This is a genomic window from Sorangium sp. So ce887 (assembly GCF_051521455.1).
Classification (GTDB): domain Bacteria; phylum Myxococcota_A; class Polyangia; order Polyangiales; family Polyangiaceae; genus Sorangium.
Genome location: NZ_CP150354.1, coordinates 6,440,858 through 6,462,023, shown reverse-complemented (window position 1 = coordinate 6,462,023; position 21,166 = coordinate 6,440,858). Strand labels below are relative to the sequence as shown.

The 21,166-nt window shown below is 71.5% G+C and carries 15 protein-coding genes; 4 read left to right on the top strand and 11 right to left on the bottom strand.

Annotated elements, in window-relative coordinates; genetic code table 11:
- Window positions 1-200 precede the first annotated feature (200 nt).
- Complete coding sequence (locus tag WMF36_RS23815; protein WP_437573029.1) at window positions 201-1,166, bottom strand: hypothetical protein; 966 nt, start codon at window positions 1,164-1,166, stop codon at window positions 201-203.
- A gap of 39 nt (window positions 1,167-1,205) precedes the next feature.
- A complete protein-coding gene (locus WMF36_RS23810; protein WP_437573028.1) occupies window positions 1,206-2,768 on the bottom strand; it encodes a TIGR02266 family protein in 1,563 nt (520 codons plus the stop codon).
- Window positions 2,769-3,020: 252 nt separating this feature from the next.
- Between WMF36_RS23810 and WMF36_RS23805 the strand changes: the two genes are divergently transcribed.
- Window positions 3,021-3,386, top strand: a complete 366-nt coding sequence (locus tag WMF36_RS23805) for a PilZ domain-containing protein (protein WP_437475591.1) — start codon at window positions 3,021-3,023, stop codon at window positions 3,384-3,386.
- Window positions 3,387-3,644: 258 nt separating this feature from the next.
- On the opposite strand, the gene WMF36_RS23800 is transcribed toward WMF36_RS23805, so the two are convergent.
- From WMF36_RS23800 to pilB, 6 genes are all read right to left on the bottom strand, one after another.
- Window positions 3,645-5,255 carry a hypothetical protein gene (locus WMF36_RS23800; protein ID WP_437573027.1) on the bottom strand — a complete coding sequence of 537 codons (1,611 nt, stop codon included), beginning with the start codon at window positions 5,253-5,255 and terminating at the stop codon, window positions 3,645-3,647.
- Between the two features lie 244 nt (window positions 5,256-5,499).
- The gene (locus WMF36_RS23795; protein WP_437573026.1) at window positions 5,500-6,657 is read right to left on the bottom strand and encodes an OmpA family protein; all 1,158 of its coding nucleotides are present in this window, start codon (window positions 6,655-6,657) and stop codon (window positions 5,500-5,502) included.
- Between the two features lie 8 nt (window positions 6,658-6,665).
- Window positions 6,666-6,944: a DUF4398 domain-containing protein gene (locus tag WMF36_RS23790; protein ID WP_437302040.1), complete on the bottom strand. Its 279-nt coding sequence runs from the start codon at window positions 6,942-6,944 to the stop codon at window positions 6,666-6,668.
- Between the two features lie 153 nt (window positions 6,945-7,097).
- The gene (lexA, locus tag WMF36_RS23785; RefSeq protein WP_437573024.1) at window positions 7,098-7,790 is read right to left on the bottom strand and encodes a transcriptional repressor LexA; all 693 of its coding nucleotides are present in this window, start codon (window positions 7,788-7,790) and stop codon (window positions 7,098-7,100) included.
- A 204-nt stretch (window positions 7,791-7,994) separates the two neighbouring features.
- Complete coding sequence (locus WMF36_RS23780; protein WP_437573023.1) at window positions 7,995-9,134, bottom strand: type IV pilus twitching motility protein PilT; 1,140 nt, start codon at window positions 9,132-9,134, stop codon at window positions 7,995-7,997.
- A gap of 3 nt (window positions 9,135-9,137) precedes the next feature.
- Window positions 9,138-10,838, bottom strand: a complete 1,701-nt coding sequence (gene pilB / locus WMF36_RS23775; RefSeq protein WP_437573022.1) for a type IV-A pilus assembly ATPase PilB — start codon at window positions 10,836-10,838, stop codon at window positions 9,138-9,140.
- Window positions 10,839-10,943: 105 nt separating this feature from the next.
- Between pilB and WMF36_RS23770 the strand changes: the two genes are divergently transcribed.
- Both WMF36_RS23770 and WMF36_RS23765 read left to right on the top strand, forming a co-directional pair.
- Window positions 10,944-12,170: an FHA domain-containing protein gene (locus WMF36_RS23770; protein WP_437573021.1), complete on the top strand. Its 1,227-nt coding sequence runs from the start codon at window positions 10,944-10,946 to the stop codon at window positions 12,168-12,170.
- Window positions 12,167-13,501, top strand: a complete 1,335-nt coding sequence (locus WMF36_RS23765; RefSeq protein WP_437573020.1) for a serine/threonine-protein kinase — start codon at window positions 12,167-12,169, stop codon at window positions 13,499-13,501. Before WMF36_RS23770 ends, WMF36_RS23765 begins: the two co-directional genes overlap by 4 nt.
- Before the next feature lie 13 nt (window positions 13,502-13,514).
- Here the strand turns inward: WMF36_RS23765 and WMF36_RS23760 are convergent, their stop codons facing one another.
- Window positions 13,515-13,811 carry a hypothetical protein gene (locus WMF36_RS23760; protein ID WP_437573019.1) on the bottom strand — a complete coding sequence of 99 codons (297 nt, stop codon included), beginning with the start codon at window positions 13,809-13,811 and terminating at the stop codon, window positions 13,515-13,517.
- 149 nt (window positions 13,812-13,960) lie between these two features.
- On the opposite strand from WMF36_RS23760, the gene WMF36_RS23755 reads away from it, so the two are divergent.
- Window positions 13,961-16,762 carry a tetratricopeptide repeat protein gene (locus WMF36_RS23755; protein WP_437573018.1) on the top strand — a complete coding sequence of 934 codons (2,802 nt, stop codon included), beginning with the start codon at window positions 13,961-13,963 and terminating at the stop codon, window positions 16,760-16,762.
- A 125-nt stretch (window positions 16,763-16,887) separates the two neighbouring features.
- On the opposite strand, the gene WMF36_RS23750 is transcribed toward WMF36_RS23755, so the two are convergent.
- Window positions 16,888-19,038: a M3 family metallopeptidase gene (locus WMF36_RS23750; protein WP_437573017.1), complete on the bottom strand. Its 2,151-nt coding sequence runs from the start codon at window positions 19,036-19,038 to the stop codon at window positions 16,888-16,890.
- A gap of 240 nt (window positions 19,039-19,278) precedes the next feature.
- A complete protein-coding gene (locus WMF36_RS23745; protein WP_437573016.1) occupies window positions 19,279-20,802 on the bottom strand; it encodes a hypothetical protein in 1,524 nt (507 codons plus the stop codon).
- Window positions 20,803-21,166 lie beyond the last annotated feature (364 nt).

Sequence of the window (21,166 nt, the reverse complement as noted above, 5' to 3'; positions counted from 1 at the left end):
GTGCCGCCAGCGGCAGGCGCATGGGCAGCTGGGCCGATGCGTCGCGTCGAGCGTGGTGCAGCACGCGCCATGTGCCTCCCGTTCGCGCCGGGGGACATGCCGTCGCGCGTTGCTAGGTGACGCCCCTGTCTGCCGTCGCGACCTCGGCGACGACAAGGTCCGCAGGCCGACGCCCACGTGCCCGAGGCGAGGCGCAGACGTCAGGGCGCAGGGGTCGCCGCGGGCGGGGTTGCTGCCGCCTTGTCGTTCTTGCGCCTCTCGATGACGCCGGCCGTCGCGCGCAGATCCTTGGCGATGGCGCCGCACTTGATGCAGCGGCGCGTCCGCTGGCCCGCGCAGCGCTGCGGGGTGAGCAGCTGCTTGATGTAATGGAGCGAGCGGACATCGCCCTCCTCGCGCATCCTGGCGATCAGCGCCTTGGTGGGGCACCCCGTGAGCCGGCGCAGGTCGTCGGCGACGAGCAGCGCCGGCGACGCGAACTGGCGCACGCTGCTGTCGAGCAGCAGCGTGCTCGCGTGGTCCCTGGGCCAATCGCCGAACTTCGGCGCGGTCACCACCTCGTAGAGCAGGTCGGGCCCGCGGCTTCCCATGTGCTTGGCCATCAGATCGAGCGCCGTGAGGGCGACGTCCGGGGTGCCGTTCGCGGCCCTCAGGATGAGCTGCTTGAGCTCGTCGTTCCCGGTCTCCTCGGGGGCGATCTCGAACAGCCGCTTCGCCGTGAGCAGCGCGGCCGCCACCGTCGCCTTCTCGCGCCCTTGCGCGAGCGCGAGCGCCCGGAGGACCGCGGGGTCTTCCGGATACCGCTGCGCGAGCGCGCCGAGGGCAGCGACCCCCGTGGCCTGGGCGCGCTCGAGCTCCGCGGGCTGCGCGCGGGCGGGCTCCGACTTCGCGGGGGCCTCGGGCTCCGCAGGCTCGATCGCGGTCGCCGGCTCGGGCTCCGCTACGCTGGCGCGGCCGCTGCCGCTGGGGGCGGCGGTCGGCACGGGCCTCCGCGCCCCGCTGAGTTCCCCTTCGAGCACCGTCACGGCCGTCGGGTTGCGGAGCGCGACCGCGCCGCAGATGAGGCCGGTGGCGGCCAGCAGGCCCAGCGCGGCCAGGGGGGCGGCCGCCTTCGGCCGACCCAGCCCCGGCCCCGGTTCATCGACGTGACTACCCGAGCCGCTCATTGCCGCCGCCTCTCCCGCGGGTGACCCACGGCCTCGTCCTCAACCGTAGGGATCGTCGTTCTTCGGCGGCTTCGGCGCGGCCGGCCTCGGCCTGGGCGCCGGCCTGGCCGTCGGCTTGGGGGCGGCGGGCTCTGGGGTCGCCGTGGGCGCTGCCGGCTCGGCGGTCGCCGTGGGCGCTGCCGGCTCGGCGGTCGCCGTGGGCTCCGCCGTCGCCTTGGTGGGGGCCTCGACGGTGGGCGTGGGCGTAGGCGCCGCAGTCACCTCGGGGGCCGCTGCGGGCGCAGCCGGCGCCGTGGGCGCGGTCGTGTCCGTTGCCGCGGGCACGACCTCGGTCGGCCGGGGCTTCTCCTCCGGAGCCTCGGGCTTCGCCGCGGGCTGCTCCGGGGCGGGCGCGGCCGGCGCGGGTGCGGTCGACTTGGGTTCGCTCTGGCCGAACACGAGCCAGAGCGCGCCGCAGAGCGCCGCCGCGACCAGCAGGATCGTGAGCAGCCGTCCGGTTCCGCTGCTCTCCTCTTCCTGCGCGAGCGGGGCCTTGCCCGTGGCTGCGGCCTTGGCGGCGACCGCCTTGTCGTCCTTCGGCTTGGCGGCCACAGGCTTTGCCCTGGCCGGCTCGTCGGCCGCCTTCTCTTCCTGGCGCGCGGGCTTGCCGTGCAGCTCCTCGGCCGGCGTCCTGTCCGCCACCTCCGCCGGCTTCTTCACCGCGGAGACCTTGGCTGCTCTCGCCTCGGCCGCGGGCAGATCGTCCCGCGTTTCCCTCTCGTTCGCCAGCTGCGCGACCGCCGCGACCGGAACGGCCGCTGGCTCGGCCAGCGGCTTCGCCCGCTCCTGCTTCGGCACCGGCGCGGGCTCGGCCTTCTTCGGCGGGGTGGCGATGAGCGGCTCCTTGGACGCGCCGATCTCATCCAGCGAGCCGCCGGCCTCGGCGAGCGCCTGCTTCAGCAGCTCGGCCGCCTGCTTCATCATCGTCCGCTCGTCGGGCGGCGGCATCTCCTTCTCGGGGTTCGTCTGCGGGAAAAAGCCGCCGGCCTCCACGGGGTCGGCCTTCTTCGTCGCGTCGCCCTTCGAGGTCGCCCCGATCGAGCCGAGCCCCAGCATCGTCGACGCCCGCTTCACCTGCGCGGCCTTCGCGGCCGCAGTCTCGGCCTGCGGCGCCGGCGCGGGCGCGGTCGCCGTCGCCGTCGCCGTCGCCGTCGCCGCCGCGGGCTCCGGCGCCTCGTCGCCCAGGTCGGTGATGCCGGCCTCGAACGCCGATCCGGCGCCCTGCTGCGCGTCGACCAGGCGGGTGATGACGGCCTTGGACTTCTCATCGATCTTGATGAACTTCACGCCCATGCCGGACGGGTGCGCGTCGCTCCCCTGCGCAGGCTCCCGCTTCCATACGACGCGACCGACGCCGGCGATGACGGCCTGCTCGTCCAGCAGACGGATCTCGAACTTGAGCAGCGTGCCGGCGGGGAAGGGCGACGGCGTCTTGATGAAGATGCCGCCCCGGCTCACGTCATGCGAGTGGTGCTCGATGAACTCGTCGACCGTGGCGCTCTTGTAGCGCACGGTCATCTGCAGCACCCTCGCTCGCGGATCTTTGCGTGTGTCCTGGGCCATCAGGGTAGAACTCCCGTCTACTTCGCGACTCGCTCCTGCGGATCTCGTCCGCATGTTACCCAAGGTTCGCCGCGAAGCCCAAAGGCTAACACGTGACGGTCGCTTTACCGAACGCGGCCATGGGCCACCGGGCGAGCATGCTGTTCGTGCGCGCGTGCTCGCGCCCGTGCCCCTGCGTTGCAGGGCTTGGTGAACCGAGCATGTGCGCGCGCCTCTCGTGATATGTTCGCGCCGACTGGAGAATGCGCCGGGATGGCAGTCCGGGACCACTTTCGCGCTCATGCGCGGCGACGCGTCGATCTTGGGGCGACGCTGCGCGATAGGCAGTCGTTCGAGGAGCACGGCGTTCGCATCCGCGATCTGGGGCTGGGCGGCGCCGGCATCGAGCTGTCCGAGGCTCAGCTCGCGTCGGAGCTCCTGGATCCCGAGGCCTCGGTGACGCTCGAGGTCACCACCCCGAACCTCTGGGACCCGCTGAGCCTCCGCGGCCGGATCGCCTGGATCCGCCGCGGGCCGGCGGGGAGACCGGCCCGCGGGGGCGTTCGCTTCGAGCATCACGACGCCGGGGCGCTCTACGCGCTCTACCAGTTGCTCGGCACCGAACGCTTCGACCTCTAGCGCGGGGGGCGCCCGCTTCGGAGACGGGCCCATCTCGACGTTTTCGGTGCTCGGCGTACGAGAGTACGCCTGCGCGCCGAAAACGCCGATCTGGGCCCGTCTCCTGTGCGGGCGCTCCCCCGCGCTGTGGGGGGGGGAACGGGGGAACGGGAGAGGCTTGGCGTGGCGGAGCGCGCCTGCGTGGGCGGAGCGCGCCTGCGTGGCGGAGCGCGCCTGCGTGGCGAGAAGGTCGCCGGGGGGCGGGAATGGCGCGGGGGGCTAGAGGGCGAAGACCGGGCCGATGGTGGGCGCTAGGACGAGGCCGAGCGTCGGCCACATCAGCATGACCTTCACCTCGGCGGACACACCGAAGTGCGGGGTGATGCCATAGACCACGCCGGCGCCGACCGCCGAGAAGTTCCGACCGGTGATCTGGTAGGCGTCGAGATCCTCGACGAAACGGGTGTCCGACGGGCACCTGTTGCTGCCGCTCCCCTCCTGCAGCGAGCCGTCCTCCCTCCGACGATCGCACACATCCACTGGCACCGAGGCGTTCACCTGGGCCAGACCAATGGGCGACAGGAACCCATACGGGCGGAATCCACCCTTCTCGACAATCCGATCTCCCAGGAGGAAGTACGCGGCGCGGAGCTCCGCGTGGAGGGGCAGGAAGCTGAGCGCCTGGAGATGCGGGTTCTGCGCCCCGCCCCACGACGTCGGCTCTTCGGCGGAGGTCGGCGAGCCGCCGAAGGCAAATCCAAGCCGCACACCCACGAGCAGCGGCAGGTTCGCGAAGAGCTGCCGGTCGTACGACAACATCACACGTCCGCCAGCGGGGCTCAGGCCACCCTTGACCCCGTTCGTTCCGGGGAGATCCGCCGGCTCGCCGTAGAACTGCTTGCCGTCGCTGCCCGGATAGAAGCAGGCGTAGGCGGCGTCGCTGCCCGAGCAGACGTAATCCGTGCCGCGCACGAGGAGCAGGTCGAGCCCACCCCAGAGGCCGATCACGTTGCGGTTGCCCTTGCCCTTGTCGCTGGCGGCTCCGCCGCCCCCGCCTTCGGTCCCCTGCTCGCAGGTCCCGTTCAGGCAGACGAGCCCGGACTGGCACTCCACGGTCTCCTCGCAGGCCGAGCCCCAGTCCTTGTCCCCGCGCTCGCCGCCGGCCTCGGGGCAACCGGGCAGGCCAGGCGGACAATCCTCCTTCGCGGCGCACCGCTTCGGCGGCTCCTGGCCGGGGAGAGACGGCTCCTGCTCGATCTCGTTCTTGATCGGCACCCGGTGCGGCGCCTGCATCGAGCCGGCGGTGCCCACCGGATCGCCCGCCTCGTCCCGCAGGATCACGAAATACCGGAGTTCGCCGGTCGTCGTGGCATCCTCGCAGGGGATCTCCGCCCCGAAGCCGCTCCCCATGCTCGTCATCTCGAGCGACTTCCACTTGGGCGAGCCGAACGGCTTGTACCGCACCGTCGCCTTGGACGCGTCGATCTCCTCCGGGATCTCGACATAGACGGGCACCGGCGTGTTCACCGTCTGCTCCGCCACCGGCGTGTGCGGGACGTCGCCCGCGGCGGCCTTCGCGGGCCTGCCGCCCTCGCCCTGCGCCTCTTTCTGGGCGTCCTTGAACGCCTGGGCCAGCTCGGTCGTCGTCAGCGCGTCGATGAGCGCCGCCTTCGGGTCGGCCCGGAGCGCCAGCACGAACTCCGCCTTGGCCTGATCCAGCTTGTCGCCGCCGCCGTACACCGTGCCGAGCGCGATGTGCAGCTTGCCGATCACCGGCTTCGAGCACGCGCTCTTCCCGCACTTCTTCAGGGCGTCTTTGAGCTTCTTCTCCGCCTTGTCGAACTCGACAGAGAGATAGTCGTCGTCCATCGCCTGGTTGTGCAGCTTCATCGCCTCCGCGTCCCTCTCACCGGCGGCGCTGGCCGCCGCCGGCGCGCCAAGGACGAGCAGCGAAGTCAGTGCGAACGCGAGGCGAGCGCGGCGTGAGCGACAAGAAAACACGGGTTCGAACCTCCAGGAAATGCTGGGGAGGGGCTCTTGCTTTTCAGAATCCGAGCCGGATCCGGCTCCAGGACGGCGCGGTCGAGAACGCGCGTACCCCGACACGCCGGGCGGCGCTCCAGCAGCTGCTTGACTACTGCGCGCCACCCTCCGTGCGGACGAACTGCACGCGCCGGTTCAGGGCGCGGTTCTGATCGGACGTGTTCGGCACGATCGGCTGCTCCATCCCGTAGCCCTTCGACGTCAACCGGGCCTCGTCGACCCCCTTGGCCACCAGGTACTTCTTCACCGAGGCCGCGCGCCGATCCGACAGCTTCTTGTTGTACGCCGCGGCGCCCTTGTTGTCGGTATGCCCCTGGATCTCGATCCTGATCTTCGGGTTCTGCTGGAGGACCTCCACCACGGCGTCGAGGATCGGGAAGCTCTCGGGCCGGATCTTGTCCCTGTCGAACTCGAAGTGGATCTGCTGCGTGATCTTGATCTCCTTCTCGGTGACGATGACCAGGCTCGGCTTCTTCGGGCAGCCCGGCTTGTCTCCGCCGACCACGCCCGGCTCGTTCGGGCACTGGTCCTCGAGATCGACCACCGTGTCCTGGTCGTTGTCCGGCTCCGGGCAGCCGTCGGCGTCCTCGTAGCCGTCCGGGTCCTCCGGATCGTTCATGCAGTTCTTGCCGGTGCTGTCCTTGTCGTTCAGGTCGGGGACCGTATCGAGATCGTTGTCGAGCTCGGGGCAGCCGTCCTCGTCGAGGTAGCCGTCCTTGTCCTCGGGCAGGAGCACGCAGCTGTCCTTGCCGTCCGTGATGCCGTCGCCGTCGGTGTCCGGATCGTCCGGGCAGCCGTCGTCGTCCTGGAAGCCGTTCCACGTCTCGGCATCGCAGGGGCACTTCTTGTCCTGCGGATCGAGCAGCCCGTCGCCGTCGCAGTCGCCGGGCGTGGGCGGCGGCGCCTCCTCGATGAACCCGCGCTCGGCGCACTTCTGCGGCGGCGAGAGATCGTAGGCGGCGTGCGTGTTCGCCTTCGCGATGTCGAGGTGCTCCTTGGCGCGGGCGAAGAAGCCCTGATCGAGCTCGACCTTGGCGAACGACAGGTGCGACTTCGCCATCGCCAGCTCGCGCGGCGCGCAGCGGAGCGCGCCGTTGCGCTCCGCCTGCTTCGCGATGGTGCTCAGCGCCTCGATGTCGCCGCGCATGACCGGCACCTGCGCGCACGAGAGCGCGGACCCCGCGATCATCACGACGGCGATGGCGCCGGCGCCGGCGCGACGAGCGCGGTGGGAAGGTCGACGCTTCATCCGAATGCTCATCGACCCGCGCCCTCGTGTGCCTGCTTCGCCAGGGTGATCGCCTTGTCCGCGTACTCCTCCGCGACGTCGGCGAAGTCGATCGCGTCGCCGTAGTCGGCGGCCGCGGCCTCCTCGCGCGCCTTCCAGAGGTGCTCTCGCGCGGTGTAGTACTCGTACGGCGCATACTTCGCCGCGCCGAGCGCCTCCGCCGTCTCGAGCTTGCTCGAGGCCGAGTTCGCGGTGAATGCGTAGATGGCGCCGCCGCAGCCGCTCGTGAGAGCGGCCGCGAGCACCATGCCCGCGCCTGAAATCCAAATCCCGAATCGCCGCCCGTGCGTCGTCACGATCGCGTTCTTTCTGGAGCGGGCCCTTGGACCGTCCGCCCGGTGGTCGCGACGCTATCAAGGGCGCTCGGCGCGCGTCAACCGGCTCGGGAAAGGGAGAGGATGTTAGAGCTTCCGGTAGACGCCCACGACCACGCCGAGGAGCATCGCGGGCTTGAAATCGCTCGCCCGGACCAGGATGGGCGCCATCGCCGCGTTGGCCGGCTGGAAGCGCACGTAATCCTTCTCGGGGAAGAAATACTTCACGGTCGCCTCGTCGCCGATCAGCGCCACCACGATGTCGCCGCGCTGCGCGGTGAGCTGCCGGCGCACGAAGATGTAGTCGCCGCTAAAGATGCCCGCCTCGATCATCGAGTCGCCCGTGACGCGCAGGCCGAACACCTCGCGCCCGCCGCGCACGAGCGTCCGCTCGATCCGGACCGTATCGAGGACGTGCTCCTCGGCGAGGAGCGGCAGGCCCGCGGCGATCCGGCCGACGACCGCGATCTCGACGAGATCGTCGTCCTGGTCGTTCGCAGGGGCGTCGTTGCCGCCGGCCACCAGCGCGCCGCGGAGCTCGGCGCCGCCGCTCGTGCCGCCGCCGTCGAGGTCGCGCGGCCGGAGGGCACGCGACTTCATGTCCTCGCGGGTGAGGTAGCCCTTGCGCTCGAGCGCCCGGAGGTGATCGTTCACCCCGTTCGTCGAGCGGATCCCCATATGCGCGCCGATCTCACGCAGCGTCGGCGGGTACCCGCGCTCGGTGATCGACTGCCGGATATAGTGAAGGACCTGCTGCTGCCGCTCGGTGAGCCCCTGCATCGGGCGGAACCTACTGAACGGTTGGGTAGATGTCAAAAAAGTGTGGAGGTCTCTCTCCACAGGGCCGAATTTGCCGCGATCTTCGGGGGGCAGGCGCGGCGCGCGGGCGCGGCTGACCCCGTGGCGCGGGCCGCGCGGTGAGCCGGGGGGCGCGTCGAGCGTGCAGGGTGAACCGAAGGGCAGGGGCCTCTGAGCAGGTCGGCTTCAGGTCGGCTTCGGGAGGTTGTTCCGCGAGCTCATGGCCTGGCGGGGCTCGAGCATCGCCCGGATCTCGTCTGCGTCGGTGGCGGCGGCGAACATCTCCTCCAGCGTGATCATCCGGCGCTGGTAGAGGGAGATGAGCGACTGCGCCATCGTCTGCATCCCGCTGCCGGACTGGCCCATCTGCATCTGCGAGTAGATCTGGTGGAGCTTGTCCTCCCGGATGAGGTTCCGGATCGCGGCGTTCGGGATCATGACCTCCATCGACATGACGCGCCCCGGGCCGTTCGCGCGCGGCAGGAGCAGCTGCGTCATCACGGCGACGAGCGTGAAGGACAGCTGCTGGCGCACCTGCGACTGCTGGTGCGGCGGGAAGACGTCGATGATGCGGTTGATCGTCGAGATCGCCGAGTTCGTGTGGAGCGTGGCGAACACGAGGTGGCCCGTCTCGGCGATCGTCAGCGCCGACTCGACCGTCTCCAGATCGCGCATCTCGCCGACGAGCACGACGTCCGGATCCTGGCGCAGGGCGTAGCGCAGGGCGTCCTTGAACGATGCGGTGTCGGAGCCGATCTCGCGCTGGTTCACGAGCGAGAGCTTGTGCGGGTGCAGGTACTCGATCGGATCCTCGATCGTGAGGATGTGGAGGCGCTGCTCGGAGTTGATCTTGTCGATGATGCTCGCGAGCGTGGTCGTCTTGCCCGAGCCGGTCGGGCCGGTCACGAGCACGAGGCCGCGGGGCTTGGCGGTGATGTCGAGCACGACCGGCGGCAGGCCCAGCTCGTCGAAGTTCATGATCCGGAAGGGGATCTGCCGGAAGGCGGCCGCGACGGCGCCGCGCTGCATGTAGATGTTCGCGCGGAAGCGGGCGAGCCCCTTCATGCCGAACGACAGATCGAGCTCGCTGCGCTGCTCGAACGTCGCCACCTGCTCCTCGCTCAGCACCGAGTAGCAGAGCTGCTTCGTGTCGCTCGGCATCAGCGGCGGGAGCTTGAGCGGCACCACCGTGCCGTCGATGCGCAGGAGCGGCGGCGTGCCGCTCGTGATGTGCATGTCGCTCGCGCCCTTCTCCACCATCGCGCGGAGGAGCTGCTGGAGCGTGTACCTGAGGCCCTCCTGCTGTCCGACAAGCTCGGTGGTCATGCGCTAGTCCCCCATCGTCACGCGGCCGACCTCCTCGGTCGTGGTGACGCCTGCCAGCACCTTCTCGATCCCGCTCATCCGGAGCGTCAGCATCCCGCCCTTGATGGCCGCGGCCTTGAGCTCGGCCGTGGACGCGCCCTGGAGGACCATCTCCTTCAGCGAGTCGGTGAAGCGCATGACCTCGTAGAGCGCGACGCGGCCCTTGTAGCCGGAGCCGTTGCACGTCTTGCAGCCCCCGCCGCGGACGAGATCCGCGCGCGCCACCTGCTGCTCGGTGAAGCCGAAGTCGAGGAGCACCGCCGAGTCCAGGCGCAGCGGGACGCGGCAGTCGGTGCAGATCTTGCGCGCGAGGCGCTGGGCGAGCACGAGGTTCACGCTGGCGGTGATGAGGAACGGCTCGACGCCCATGTTGAGGAGGCGCGAGATCGTCGAGGGCGCGTCGTTCGTGTGCAGCGTCGAGAGCACGAGGTGGCCGGTGAGCGCCGCCTTGACGGCGATCTCGGCGGTCTCGAAGTCGCGGATCTCGCCGACCATGATGATGTCCGGGTCCTGCCGGAGGAAGGAGCGCAGCGACATCGCGAAGTTGAGCCCGATCTCGTCGTGCATCTGCACCTGGTTGATGCCGTGCAGGTTGTACTCGACCGGATCCTCGGCGGTGCTGATGTTCGAGCCGATCTGGTTCAGGTCCGAGAGCGCCGAGTAGAGCGTCGTCGTCTTGCCGGAGCCGGTCGGGCCGGTGACGAGGACCATGCCCCACGGCTGGCCGATCGCCCACTTGAAGTCCCCGAGCGGCTTCGGGTCGAAGCCGAGCTTCGCCATGTCGAGCTGCAGGTTCCCCTTGTCGAGGAGGCGGAGGACGATCTTCTCGCCCCAGATCGTCGGGAGCACGGAGACGCGGAAGTCCATCTCCCGGCCCCGGCCCATCTTCAGCTTGATGCGGCCGTCCTGCGGGAGCCTTCGCTCGGCGATGTCGAGCGAGCTCATGATCTTGAGGCGGCTCGCGATCGCGTTCTTCAGCTTGATCGGCGGCTGCATCTCCTCCATCAGCACGCCGTCGATGCGGTAGCGGACGCGGAGCTTCTTCTCGTACGGCTCGACGTGGATGTCGCTCGCGCCCTTCTTGATGGCGTTCAGGAGGATCGCGTTGACGAGCCGGACCACGGGCGCGCCCTCGGCGGCCTTCTCCAGCTCGAGGACGTTCAGGTCGTCGGCCTCGACCTGGAAGCCGACCTCCTCTTCCCCGAACTCGCTCAGCACCTCGTCGTAGGAGGGCCCGACGTTGTAGGAGCGCTCGATCGCCTCCGTGATGCCCGTCTCGGACGCGACGACGGGCTCGACGTTGAAGCCCGTGAGAAATTTGATGTCGTCGATGGCGTGGAGGTTCGTCGGATCGGCCATCGCCACGACGAGCGCCGTGCCCGATCGGGAGATCGGGATGATCTTGTGCTTCTCGCAGACGTCCCGCGAGACGAGGCGCGAGACCTCCGCGTCGATCTCGTACTCGTCGAGGGCGACGGCCGGGACGCGGTACTGCGTCGAGAGGAAGCTCGTGATCTCGCCGTCGGAGATGTACCCGAGCTTGGCGAGGGCGTAGCCGAGGTTCTGACCTGTCTTGCGCTGCTCCTCCTGGGCTTGCCTGAGCTGCTGGAGGCTGATGAGCTTTTCGCGGACGAGCAGTTCGCCGAGGCGGTTGGTGGTCGACATCGAGGCCGCAAATCCTGCGGGTGGCGAGGGAGGGAGTCAACGCTGGCGGTTGGGGCCGGCGCGCATCAAGGGTAGGATGGCGGCTGGTGGTGAGGATGGCGCTGCGTGAGTCTCTTTGAGTGGTTCGGGCTCAAGCGGGGGGACAGCCGGCGCCGGGCGGCAGAGGCCAGGGAGCTCGCCGGCGATCTCGCGGGGGCGGTCGAGCTGTATCTCGAGGCCGGGATGCCGGACGACGCCGCCCGGGTCCTGCTCCTCCGCGCCGACGCCGAGCGGAGCGTCGAGAAGCGGATCGCCTTCTGCGCGTCGGCGTTCCGCACGGCGGAGAGCCCCGAGCTGAAGCGCGCGGCGCTCGGGCGCAAGGCGATGCTCGCGTTCGACCTGGTGCGCGCGCGGGAGGCGAGCGCGATGCGGAGCGAGGTGCTGGCGGTCGCGCGCGAGCTCGAGGCGGCGGGTGAGCTCGAGCGAGCGGCGGACGCGTACGCCCTGGTCGGCGACACCGAGTCGGAGACGCGCGTGCTGGCCGCGGCGGGCGCGATCGACCGGCTCGAGGAGCGGCTCCGCGTCTCGATGACGGCCGAGAGGGACCAGCGCGAGCTCGCGGCGGCGCTGACGAGGATCGCGGATCTCGACCGGATGGCCGAGCGCCGCGAGGCGATCGCGGTGGCCGAGGCGTGGGTCGGCGGTGGCCGCGGCGGCGAGCAGGTGGCCGACGCGCTGCGCGCGATCCGGGCGCGGCTCCTCTCGGGGCCGCTCCTCTCGATCGAGCTCGGCGGCGCCCTCGTGCGGTGCGCCCTCGGTGACGAGGTCACGATCGGCCGCGGCGAGGCGACCCTCGTCGTCGCGTCCCGCGCCGTCAGCCGGACGCACGTGCGGATCCGGCGCGGCCCGTCCGGCATCGAGGTCGAAGATCTGGGGACGCGCAACGGCACGACGCTGGCCGGCGCGCGGCTCACGGCGCCGCTGCCCGTGGGCCGCGGCGTGCAGGTCCTGCTCGGCGGGGAGGTGCCGTGCGCGATCGCGCCCGGGATCGGGCAGGGCTGCGTCGTGGAGATCGCGGGCGAGCGCTTCACGGCGCCGCTCGGCGATCTGCCGGTCGGGCCGTGGCGGCTCCGCCTCGATCGGGCGGGCGCTTCGGCGTTCGTCGCGCTGAAGACGCCGCCGGGGGCGCCGCCGCCGTTCCTCGGCGACTACCAGCTCGCGCCGTCCGTCGAGCTCTGCGCGGGCGACGCGATCGCCGCGTCGCGCGGCGGGACGCCGGTCTTCCGGCTGCCCGCCGCGGGCCAGGCCGCGTCGATGCGGCGCGACGGCGGCGCGGAGGGCGGGCCGGCATGAGCCTGTGGCGGAGGCTCAAGGAGCGGCTCGGCGGCGCCGGCGCGGCGGAGGGCGGCGCGCCGCCGCCCGGGGGCGCTGCGCCGGCCGCGCCGGGCGTCGCGCGCGGCGCGCACCCGGCGCGGCCGGCGGGGGACGCGCGGGGGCGCGCGATGCGCGAGGACGGCGGCGACGACATCGCGCGCCTGCGGAGCTCCGGCAGGCGGGATGCGCCCTCGACGGACGAGGTGATCGCGATCCTGCGGCGCGCGCGCGGGACGCTGCGGGAGGCCGAGGCCGTGGCGCACCTCGTGGCGGCGATGGCAGAGCGGGTGCTGCCGGATCCGATCCGGGTGGCGTGCGCCGACCTGCTCGCGGCCCGGGGCGACGAGCTGGGCGCGCTCTCCGTGCTCGAGGGCGCCGCGTCGCGCGAGCGCGGCGGCGCGTCGCGCGCGCAGCCGGTGTCCTCGACCGAGGGGCTCGTCCTCGCGGCCGACCTCTACGCGTCGCTGGGGCAGCTCCCGCGGGCGGTCGGCGCGATCGAGCGGGTGCTCGCCCGGGAGATCGACGCGCCCGGCGCGCGCGAGCGCCACCACCGCTGGCGGTCGGCGCTCGGCGCGGAGCGGCCCGCGGCGGTCCGCACGGAGGACGTGACCGTCGTCGCGCCCTCGGCGGGCAAGACCCCGTTCCGCCTGCTCCGCGAGGTGGCGCGCGGCGGCGCCGGCGCCGTCTACGAGGCCGAGGACGAGGTGCTCGGCCGGCGCATCGGGTTCAAGGTCTACCACGGGCGCGGCGGCGACCGGTCGCACCTCACCCGCGAGGTGCGGCTCGTCGCGGCGCTCGCGGGCCCCGGCGTGGTGCGGGTGTTCGACGCGGACCCCGACGAGGGGTGGATCGCGCTCGAGTGGATCGCGCGCGGCTCGGTCCGGGACGTGCTTCGCGCCGGCGACGCGGCGGCGCTCGCGCCGCTCGCGCGGTGGGCGCGCCCGCTCGCCCGTGCGCTCGCCCGCATCCATGAGCGCGGCTACGTCCACGCCGACGTCAAGCCGGCCAACGTGCTCCTGCGCAGCCTCGCCGAGCCCGTGCTCAGCGACTTCGGGCTGGCCCGGCCCCGCGGCGCGCCGTCGGCCGGCGGCAGCCCGGGGTACGTCTCGCCCGAGCGGCTCGCCGGGCGGCCGAGCGACCCGCGCGACGATATCTATGGTTACGGCCGCGTGCTCGAGGACGTCCTCGTGCGTCTCGAGCCGCTCGGGGGCGAGGGGCTGGCTCCCTGGAAGGAGGTCTCGCTGCGGTGCCTCGGCCGGGACGACGAGCGGCCGCAGGACGGCGCGGCGCTCGTCCGGGCCGTCTGCTGAGCTCCGCGACGCCTCAGCACGCGTCGAGGCAGCTCCTGTACCGTTCGAACGCGGCCGCGTCCGTTCCGTCGAACGCGCCGCAGGGCACCTCCGCGGCGCAGGCCGACGCGCAACGGACGGTGCCCTCACACGACGCCTCGCTGGAGAGGTCGCTGCCCGGGAAGCCGCACTCCTCCATGTGGTCTTCGGCCTCGTCGCACGTGCCCCCGCAGCCCGAGGCGAGGGCGACCGCGAGCGCGAATGACGCAGCGCGAGCTCTTCCGGAGCTGCCGGGCGCTTCCGTCCACCAACGACCCCTGCCTTTGCTCATGCGTGCTCTCTCCCGGCGGGTTGTCTCGTACGGGGGACCTCGCGCCGCGTCGGAGTTGCACGCCGGATGGCAACCTTCTTCGCTTCGGGCGCGGCCCTGGGTAGATTGCTCGCCTGCATGCGCGTACGCAACGAGGAGAGGGCGCCCTGATGCGCTTGGCGGTCGTCGCCACGCCCAGCTTGCACCGCGATCAGCGGCCGGCGCCCGGCTCGCTGGACGGTGATCTCATCCGGGCCCGCCTCTCGCTGGACGACGCGGGCTTCCGGGTGATCGACGTCGATCCCGCGCGGGATCTCGCGGAGCAGCTCGACGCGCTGTTCGACGAGCTCGTCGCGACGCGGCGGACCCTGGTCGACGCGGAGGACGCCGCGCGCGACGAGGCCTCCACCCTGTTCCTCTTCTATGCCTCCTGCGCGGTCGCGCTGTCGCCGGACGGGGAGCTCTTCCTCTGCCTCGACCCCGAGAACCCCGGCGTGGGCGACGCGCTGGGCGACATCGCCGCGGTGTTCCGCGATCGCGCGCGCGGCGAGGTGCTCTTCGTCCTGGAGTGCCACCACGGCCCCGGGGCGACCTCGCGCGCCGTCGTCACCGCCGCGGAGCAGGCGGCGGCGTCCCCCGTGACGGGGGTCGAGCTCCTCGTCTCGGCCCACCCGATCGGCTCGCTCGACGCCGACCTGCCGTCGGTGTTCACCCGCGCCTTCGTCGAGCACCTCGACGAGGCCGATCTGGAGAGGGGCCTCACCGCGGAGGAGATCTTCCGCCGCGTGCAGGAGAACCCCGACCTCGCCGGCGCCATCCCTTGCTTCGCGCGGGTGGGCGGGCGGGGTTCGTTCGCGGTGCTCGTCCCGCGCGGCGGCGCTCCGGGCAGGCGCCGGGCGAGGGAGCCCGAGGCTGCGCTGCTCGAGAGCGCGGGCGAAGGCGGCGCCGCCACCACGCCTGCGCCCGCGCCGGACGACCCTGTCGCGCAGTACCTCGTGGCCGGCGACACGCTCGCCGCCGCGTCGGACCTCGACGGGGCGCTCACGGCGTACAAGAAGGCGCTCGCGCTCGTCGGGGTCGTGCAGCGGGATGCGCGCGCGGAGGTGCATCTGCGCATCGCCCACGCGCGGTGGCGCCAGGAGCGGCACCGCGAGGCGATCGAGGGCTTCGAGAAGGCGCTGGCGCTCGCGCCCGAGCACCGGCCCGCGCTCGAGGCGCTGGTCGAGCTCCACCTCGCCGAGCGGGACTTCGCCAGGCTGCGCACCGCGGAGGAGCGGCTGCTCACGCGCGTCGAGGGGGACGCCGATCGCTTCGCGCTCCTCGTCCGGTTCGCCGAGCACTGGGAGATCGTCGCCGGGGATCCGGAGCGGGCGCAGCAGCTCCTGGAGCGGGCCCGGGAGCTCGGCCCGGACGACGCCGCGGTCCTGCGCAGCCTGGGCCGGCTCTACCAGGCGGCGGGCGACCTCGCGGCGTCGCTCGACGCGCGCCGCTGCCTCGCCGAGCTCACTCCGGACCCGCGGCAGCGGGCGGTCGCGCTCCTGGAGCTCGCGCGCGCCGTGATGCAGGGCGAGGCCCGCGCCACCTTGACCGAGGTCACGCGCGAGCAGGATGGAATCGACCTGCTCGAGCGCGCGCTCGACGCCGATCCCACGTTCCTCGATCCGCTCGCGCTGATCGCGATCCTCCTCTCGGCGCGGCAGGAGTGGGGCGAGCTCGAGCTCGCGTACCGGCGCATGCTCGACCGGGCGCAGCGCATCCCCGGCCTGCGCGTCCGGAGCGATGTCACCTGGGAGCTGTGCCGCCGCCTCGGCATGCTCTTCCGCGACCACCTCGAGGACCCCAGCTCCGCGCTGGAGGCGTTCGAGGGCGCGGTGGCCGAGCGGCCGGACGACGTCCCGGGGCGGCTCAGCGCGGCGTCGCTCGCGCGGAGCGCCGGCCGGATCGAGCGCGCGGCCGTGCACCTCCAGGCCGCGGCGGTGCTCGACCCGGGCAACGTCCAGGTGTTTCACGACCTGTTCGACACCTTCCAGAAGCTGAGGCGCGTCGACCAGGCCTGGGCCGCGGCGAGCGTGGCCGTTTATCTCGGCGCCGCCGAGGAGCGGGAGCGCTTCATCTTCGAGGAGCACCGGCCCGCGGGCCTCGTGCAGCCCGCGCGCGGGCTGGGCCCGGGGAGCTGGGATCTCCTGCGCGCGGCCGATCGCGATCGCGCGCTCGAGGAGATCCTCGCGTCGGTCGCCGACGCGGCGATCCGCGCGCGGTTCGCCCAGCGCGCGCGGGAGAAGAAGGCCCCCCACGTCGATCCGGCCGCGCGCGCCGACGCGGAGCGGAACGCGGCGGGCGTGGTGCGCCTGTTCTCGTGGGCGAGCCGGTGCCTCGGGATCGCCGCGCCGGCGGTCTATCTCCGCAAGGACGCGCCGATCGCGGTCGCGGCCGTGACGGTCGAGGAGCCCAGCGTCCTGGTCGGCGGCGAGGCGCTTCGCGGGAGGACGGCCGCCGAGCTCGCGTTCCTGGTGGGCAGCCACGTCGCGTACCACGTCGGCCCGCACCGGCTGCTCCTGCATTTCCCCTCGCTCGAGGAGCTCGGTGTCTGTCTTGCTGCAGCGGTCAAGGTGGCGCGGCCGTCGGAGCCTGTTCCTGCCGAGCTCGAGGGCGCGGTGCTCGCGCTGATGCCCCTGCTCGACGAGCGGCTGACGGAGCGCGAGCGTGACGCGCTGGAGGCCGCGGTGTTCGAGCTCTACGAGATCCGCGCGCCGCTGGATCTCGCCCACTGGGCGGGCTCGGTGGAGCGGTGCGCTGCCCGGGTCGGCTACCTGCTGACCGGCGAGCTCTCGGTCGCGGCGTCGTCGCTCTCGCGCGGGGATGCGCCTGGCGTGCTGACGGCGGAGGAGAAGATCGGCGATCTCCTCTCGTTCACCGTCTCGGACGCCTATCACGCATTGCGCGAGGAGCTCGGCGTCGCGATCGAGCCGTAGCTCCGCGGGTCAGAGGTCCTTCCCGAGCCCCGGCCGCTGTTCCGCGGCGGAGGGCGCGCGGCGCCCGTCCTGTCTCCTGGAAACCTCGCTCCCGGCCCCGCCTCCGCGGCGCGGCCGAGGCGCGTTCACTCCTTGCCCTGGAGGTAGGCGAGGTACGCATCGTGGCGCGGCGGTCGGCCGAGGAAGCGGGCGACGAGATCGCCTGCCTCGACGCCGCCTCCCTTGGCGAGCACCTCGTCGCGGAAGGCGCGCGCGACGACGGGGTTGAGCAGGCCCTCCTGCTTGAAGCGGGTGAGCACGTCGCGCGAGAGCGACAGGGCCCACTGGTAGCCGTAATAGCCGGCGTCGTACGTGATGAGGTGCCCGAAGCTCGACTGCAGGTGCGTCCCCTTCATGAAGGCGAAGGACTCGTTCGCGCGCTGCGCCTGCGCCACGACCAGGGTCGTGTCGAAGCCCGGCTCGCGGGTGTGGAGCTCCAGGTCGATCGACGCGAGGGTGAGCTGTCGCTGCGTCGCGAGCGCTCGCCCGAAGCCCCGCGCGCGGGTCATCGCCTGGAAGAGATCGTCCGGGATCTTCTCGCCGGTCGCGTGGTGCTTCGCGAACAGATCGAGCACCTCGCGGGACCACGCCCACTCCTCGAACATCTGGCTCGGCGCCTCGACGAAGTCGCGCACGGTCGCGGTCCCCGAGTAGGAGGCCAGCTCGGAGCGCGTGAGGAGGTGGTGCAGCACGTGCCCGAACTCGTGGAAGAACGTCACCACGTCCTCGTGGGACATGAGCGCCGCCTGCGCCCCCGGCTTCGGGAAGTTGCACTCCAGCGCCGCGACGGGGGTCTGCCACGAACCGTCGTCGAGCAGCTTTGCCGTCCGCACGGCGAACATCGCCGCGTGTTTGTACTTGTCGGGCCTGCTGTAGAGGTCGAGGTAGAACTTCCCGATCGCCTTGCCCTCGGAGCGCACCTCGTACGCGGTCACGTCGGGGTGCCAGGCCTTGGCGGGGACCTCCTTGTACTCGACCCCGTACATCCGCGCCGTGATGTCCATGAGCCCCTGCTTCACCGCGCCGATCTCGAGGTAGTCCGAGAGCGCCTGCGAGTTGAACTGGTACTTGGACGCGCGGACCCGATCCTCGAGGAAGTAGCGCTCGGAGGGCGGGAGCCTGTCGGTCGGCTTGCCTCCGAGCCGCACGTGCTCCTTCATCAGCTCGGCGAACTCGGCCTTGGCTGGCTCCTTCAGCGCGGTCTTGACCTGGTCGAGGAAGGCGCGCACGGCGCCGCTCGTCTTGGCCATCCGCGGCTCGATGGCGTAGTCGGCCCAGCTCTTGTAGCCGAGCATCTTCGCCTTCTCGGAGCGGAGCGCGAGGAGGCGCTCGAGCAGCTTCACGTTCTTCTCGCCGCCGCGGTTGGTGAACAGAACGTAGAGATCGAGCGCGGCCTTGCGGTCCTTCGCGTAGGTGACGAACGGGAAGAAGTCGGGGTAGTCGGTGCTGATCTCGACCTTGCCGTTCGCCGTGGTCGGGTGCTTCGCCACGTACTCCTTGGGCAGCCCCTCGAGCGAGGCGGGCGCGATCTCGATCGAGGCGGTCGACGTGGACAGGTTCGCCATGAACTCCTGTCCGATGCGGGTGATTTGCTCGTTCACGTCGCGGAGGCGCTGCTGCCGGTCGGGCGGCAGCGACAGCCCGTTGCGTCGGAAGTCGCGGAGGACGTCGGAGAGGAGCCGGGCACGCTCTCCTTTCAGCGTCTCGCGCGCCTCGCCCGTCTCGGCGTACGCCTTGATGACGGCGGCGAGATCGGCGTCCAGCCACATCGCGGTCGTGAACCTGTCGACCTTCGGCTCGCAGAGCCTGGCGGCCTCTCGCACGGCCGCGTCCGGGTGCGCGACCCCCATCAGGTACGGGAAGTCGCCCGCGCTGTTCACCTCGAGCACGGCGTCGTCGAACCGCCGGAGGGTTGCGGGGTAGGTGAGCTTCTCCGGCGGCGCGCCGCGGAGCGCCCTGATCGCGTCGAGGTGCTCCTGTGCCGCGCGCAGGTGATCGTCGCAGAGCTGCTTCACCCCGCCCGCGGTGATCCCGTGCGGCACGGGGTCGAACTCGGCGCGCGCCGGGGCCTCCTCGGACGGCGGCGTCATCGCCGGATGCGAGGTCGTCCCCGGCGGGGCGGCGCCGCGGGGCCCGTCCGGCGGCGCGACCGCGCCGGTCCGGGGGCCGGCGCTGCAGGCGACGAGCAGGAGCAGGGAGAGGAGCCCGGGGCGCGCGGGCGTGTGGCCGACCTTCATGTCGGTCCGGCTATACCACGGGGTCTCGAGGGGTTCGGGCGGGAGTGCCGGCGATGCCGTGGCTGGAGCCTGCAACGAACAGGCAACAGGCAACACCCAACGGGCAACACCCAACGGGCGGCAACCGGAGGAGCGCGCGGCCCAGGCCTTCCGGCGCTGTCCGACGGTGCGCGCTCCAGAGCGCCGAGCGGCCTGAGCCCCCGGAAAACGGGAGCTCGAGCCGTGCGGTGCTTCAGACCCTCAGTCGGTTGCCGGCGGCAGATAGGCGAAGAGGCAGTTGTAACCGCGGCTCGTCACATCGGCGGCCGGGGTGCCGGCCGACACCTTGACGAGCAGCCGGTTGCCTTCGGGGGCCTCCGGGAGCGCGACCCTATCGATGAACAGCTCTTCCGCTTCGGTCTCCGTGGCCGAGTGGGTGGTGGCGTCGATCGGGGTGCCGTCTCCGTTCAGCACCTCGGCGCTGAGCTCGCGGACCCCGGAGCCGTGGCGCTGGGCTCCGCAGATGACCGAGATCGTCCAGCCCGCTTCCACGTCGTCGAGGGGGACCTCGTAGACGTCGACGTCCGCGCCCTCCTCGATGTCGGCGAGCTTCCCCTCGATGGCGAAGCTGACGCCGCCTCCCCCGTTGGGGAAGGAGACCAGGCCGCCTTCCGGCGTCGTCACATCGCCGTTGGTGAGCTCCGCGGCTTCGAGCGGCTCGGAGCTCGCCCGGTTGTTCAGCAGGATGTAGAAGTCGTTCTTCCCCACCGCACCTGCGGGGCGCTTGACGAACACGAGGTACTCTTGCCCGGCCTCCACAGGAACGGCGATATCGCCGCCCTTTGACGGATCGACCTTCGCATAGGCGCTCGTCAGGTCGGTCGCGTTGAAGACGGCGACCTCGCTGACCTCCACCGTCGAGCCGTTGCCTTCGGGCCCGCCCGGGCCGGAGAAGGTGAGCTCGGCCAGCTGGGCGTTGTCGACCTCGGGGGTCGCCGGCGGGGTGAACGAATACACGTCGACGTCGGTCTCGCTCGCGAAGCTGCCGAACACGAACGTGGTGTAGTAGGCCGATTCGTTCTCTGTCAGCTGATACGGCATCGGCACGGCCTGCTCGGCGCCATCGTTGGGCTCCGTCTCCCCGACGAGGCTGTCGGTGTCGCTGGCTCCCAGATTGACCGGGAGGAACCGCAGCGAGTAGTCGAAGCTGACGACCTCGGCCGGGTCGAAGCAACCGTCCGGGAAGGCGAACTGCGGGAAGGCGGCGTTGCAGTCCTGGACGGCCACGAAATACTCGCCGTCTGCGGGCAGCACGGTGAGCAGCTCGCTGTCGTTGGTGAGGCCGTCGACCGGGTCGTCGTTCTGCGCGATCTGGTTCCCGTCGGCGTCGAGCAGCGTGATGACCGTATCGGGGAAGGTCGGATCCCTCTCGGCGTCGTCCGGCTTCGCGTCGCTGATGAGGTAGACCGGCAGGCCTTTGGTTCCGGTGAACCGATAGTAGTCCGCGTCCTCTTCGAGCGGCTCGAGCGTCCCGTCTAGCCCGTTGTTGCCGGCGGGGATCTCCTCTGCTTCATCGATGCTGTCGTTGCCGTCGTCCACGTCGCCCGAGCCCGTGGAGGTGCTCGTGACGCCGCTGGTCGTGGTGGTCACGCTCGACGTCGTGGTGCTCCCGGCTCCCCCCTCGCCGCCGCTGCCGCCGCTGCCGTCGTCATCACCACCGCAGCCCGCAGCCGTCGCCGCGATCGTGCCAAGCACGAAGAAACCCAAAAAATACATCGACCTCATGGCACCTCCAACACGTTTGCTGTCCCACAGCAGTATTTGGTGTGGCTACGTGGGAATAGTATACCTACACTGCTGCTCGTCGCGCGCGCCATGAGAGCGCACGGTTTTGACGGTGCAAGATCTGGACAAACCGTGGCGATTGGGGGCTGCTCCACAGATGAAGCCTCCAGAGGCCGGAGCGAGCTGTGGAGCTCGGTGAGCGGTGCCGGGAGGGTGATCCGTCGGGCCTGAACTCTCGTGGCGCGACCTGGTCTTCGCCCGGGCGCTCGGCGCGGCGGATCGAGCACGGCTGTCGCCGGTTAGCTCACCTCCGGCGTCACCGCTGTCGGGGCGCGCTTCCATCCTGATCTCCCGGGCAGGCTGA

Excerpts from the sequence above, each read along its gene's own strand:
- WMF36_RS23815 (WP_437573029.1), bottom strand. The coding sequence starts at position 1,166 with ATGAGCGGCTCGGGTAGTCACGTCGATGAACCGGGGCCGGGGCTGGGT.
- WMF36_RS23810 (WP_437573028.1), bottom strand. The coding sequence starts at position 2,768 with ATGGCCCAGGACACACGCAAAGATCCGCGAGCGAGGGTGCTGCAGATG.
- WMF36_RS23805 (WP_437475591.1), top strand. The coding sequence starts at position 3,021 with ATGGCAGTCCGGGACCACTTTCGCGCTCATGCGCGGCGACGCGTCGAT.
- WMF36_RS23800 (WP_437573027.1), bottom strand. The coding sequence starts at position 5,255 with ATGAAGCTGCACAACCAGGCGATGGACGACGACTATCTCTCTGTCGAG.
- WMF36_RS23795 (WP_437573026.1), bottom strand. The coding sequence starts at position 6,657 with ATGAAGCGTCGACCTTCCCACCGCGCTCGTCGCGCCGGCGCCGGCGCC.
- WMF36_RS23790 (WP_437302040.1), bottom strand. The coding sequence starts at position 6,944 with ATGGTGCTCGCGGCCGCTCTCACGAGCGGCTGCGGCGGCGCCATCTAC.
- lexA (WP_437573024.1), bottom strand. The coding sequence starts at position 7,790 with ATGCAGGGGCTCACCGAGCGGCAGCAGCAGGTCCTTCACTATATCCGG.
- WMF36_RS23780 (WP_437573023.1), bottom strand. The coding sequence starts at position 9,134 with ATGACCACCGAGCTTGTCGGACAGCAGGAGGGCCTCAGGTACACGCTC.
- pilB (WP_437573022.1), bottom strand. The coding sequence starts at position 10,838 with ATGTCGACCACCAACCGCCTCGGCGAACTGCTCGTCCGCGAAAAGCTC.
- WMF36_RS23765 (WP_437573020.1), top strand. The coding sequence starts at position 12,167 with ATGAGCCTGTGGCGGAGGCTCAAGGAGCGGCTCGGCGGCGCCGGCGCG.
- WMF36_RS23760 (WP_437573019.1), bottom strand. The coding sequence starts at position 13,811 with ATGAGCAAAGGCAGGGGTCGTTGGTGGACGGAAGCGCCCGGCAGCTCC.
- WMF36_RS23755 (WP_437573018.1), top strand. The coding sequence starts at position 13,961 with ATGCGCTTGGCGGTCGTCGCCACGCCCAGCTTGCACCGCGATCAGCGG.
- WMF36_RS23750 (WP_437573017.1), bottom strand. The coding sequence starts at position 19,038 with ATGAAGGTCGGCCACACGCCCGCGCGCCCCGGGCTCCTCTCCCTGCTC.
- WMF36_RS23745 (WP_437573016.1), bottom strand. The coding sequence starts at position 20,802 with ATGAGGTCGATGTATTTTTTGGGTTTCTTCGTGCTTGGCACGATCGCG.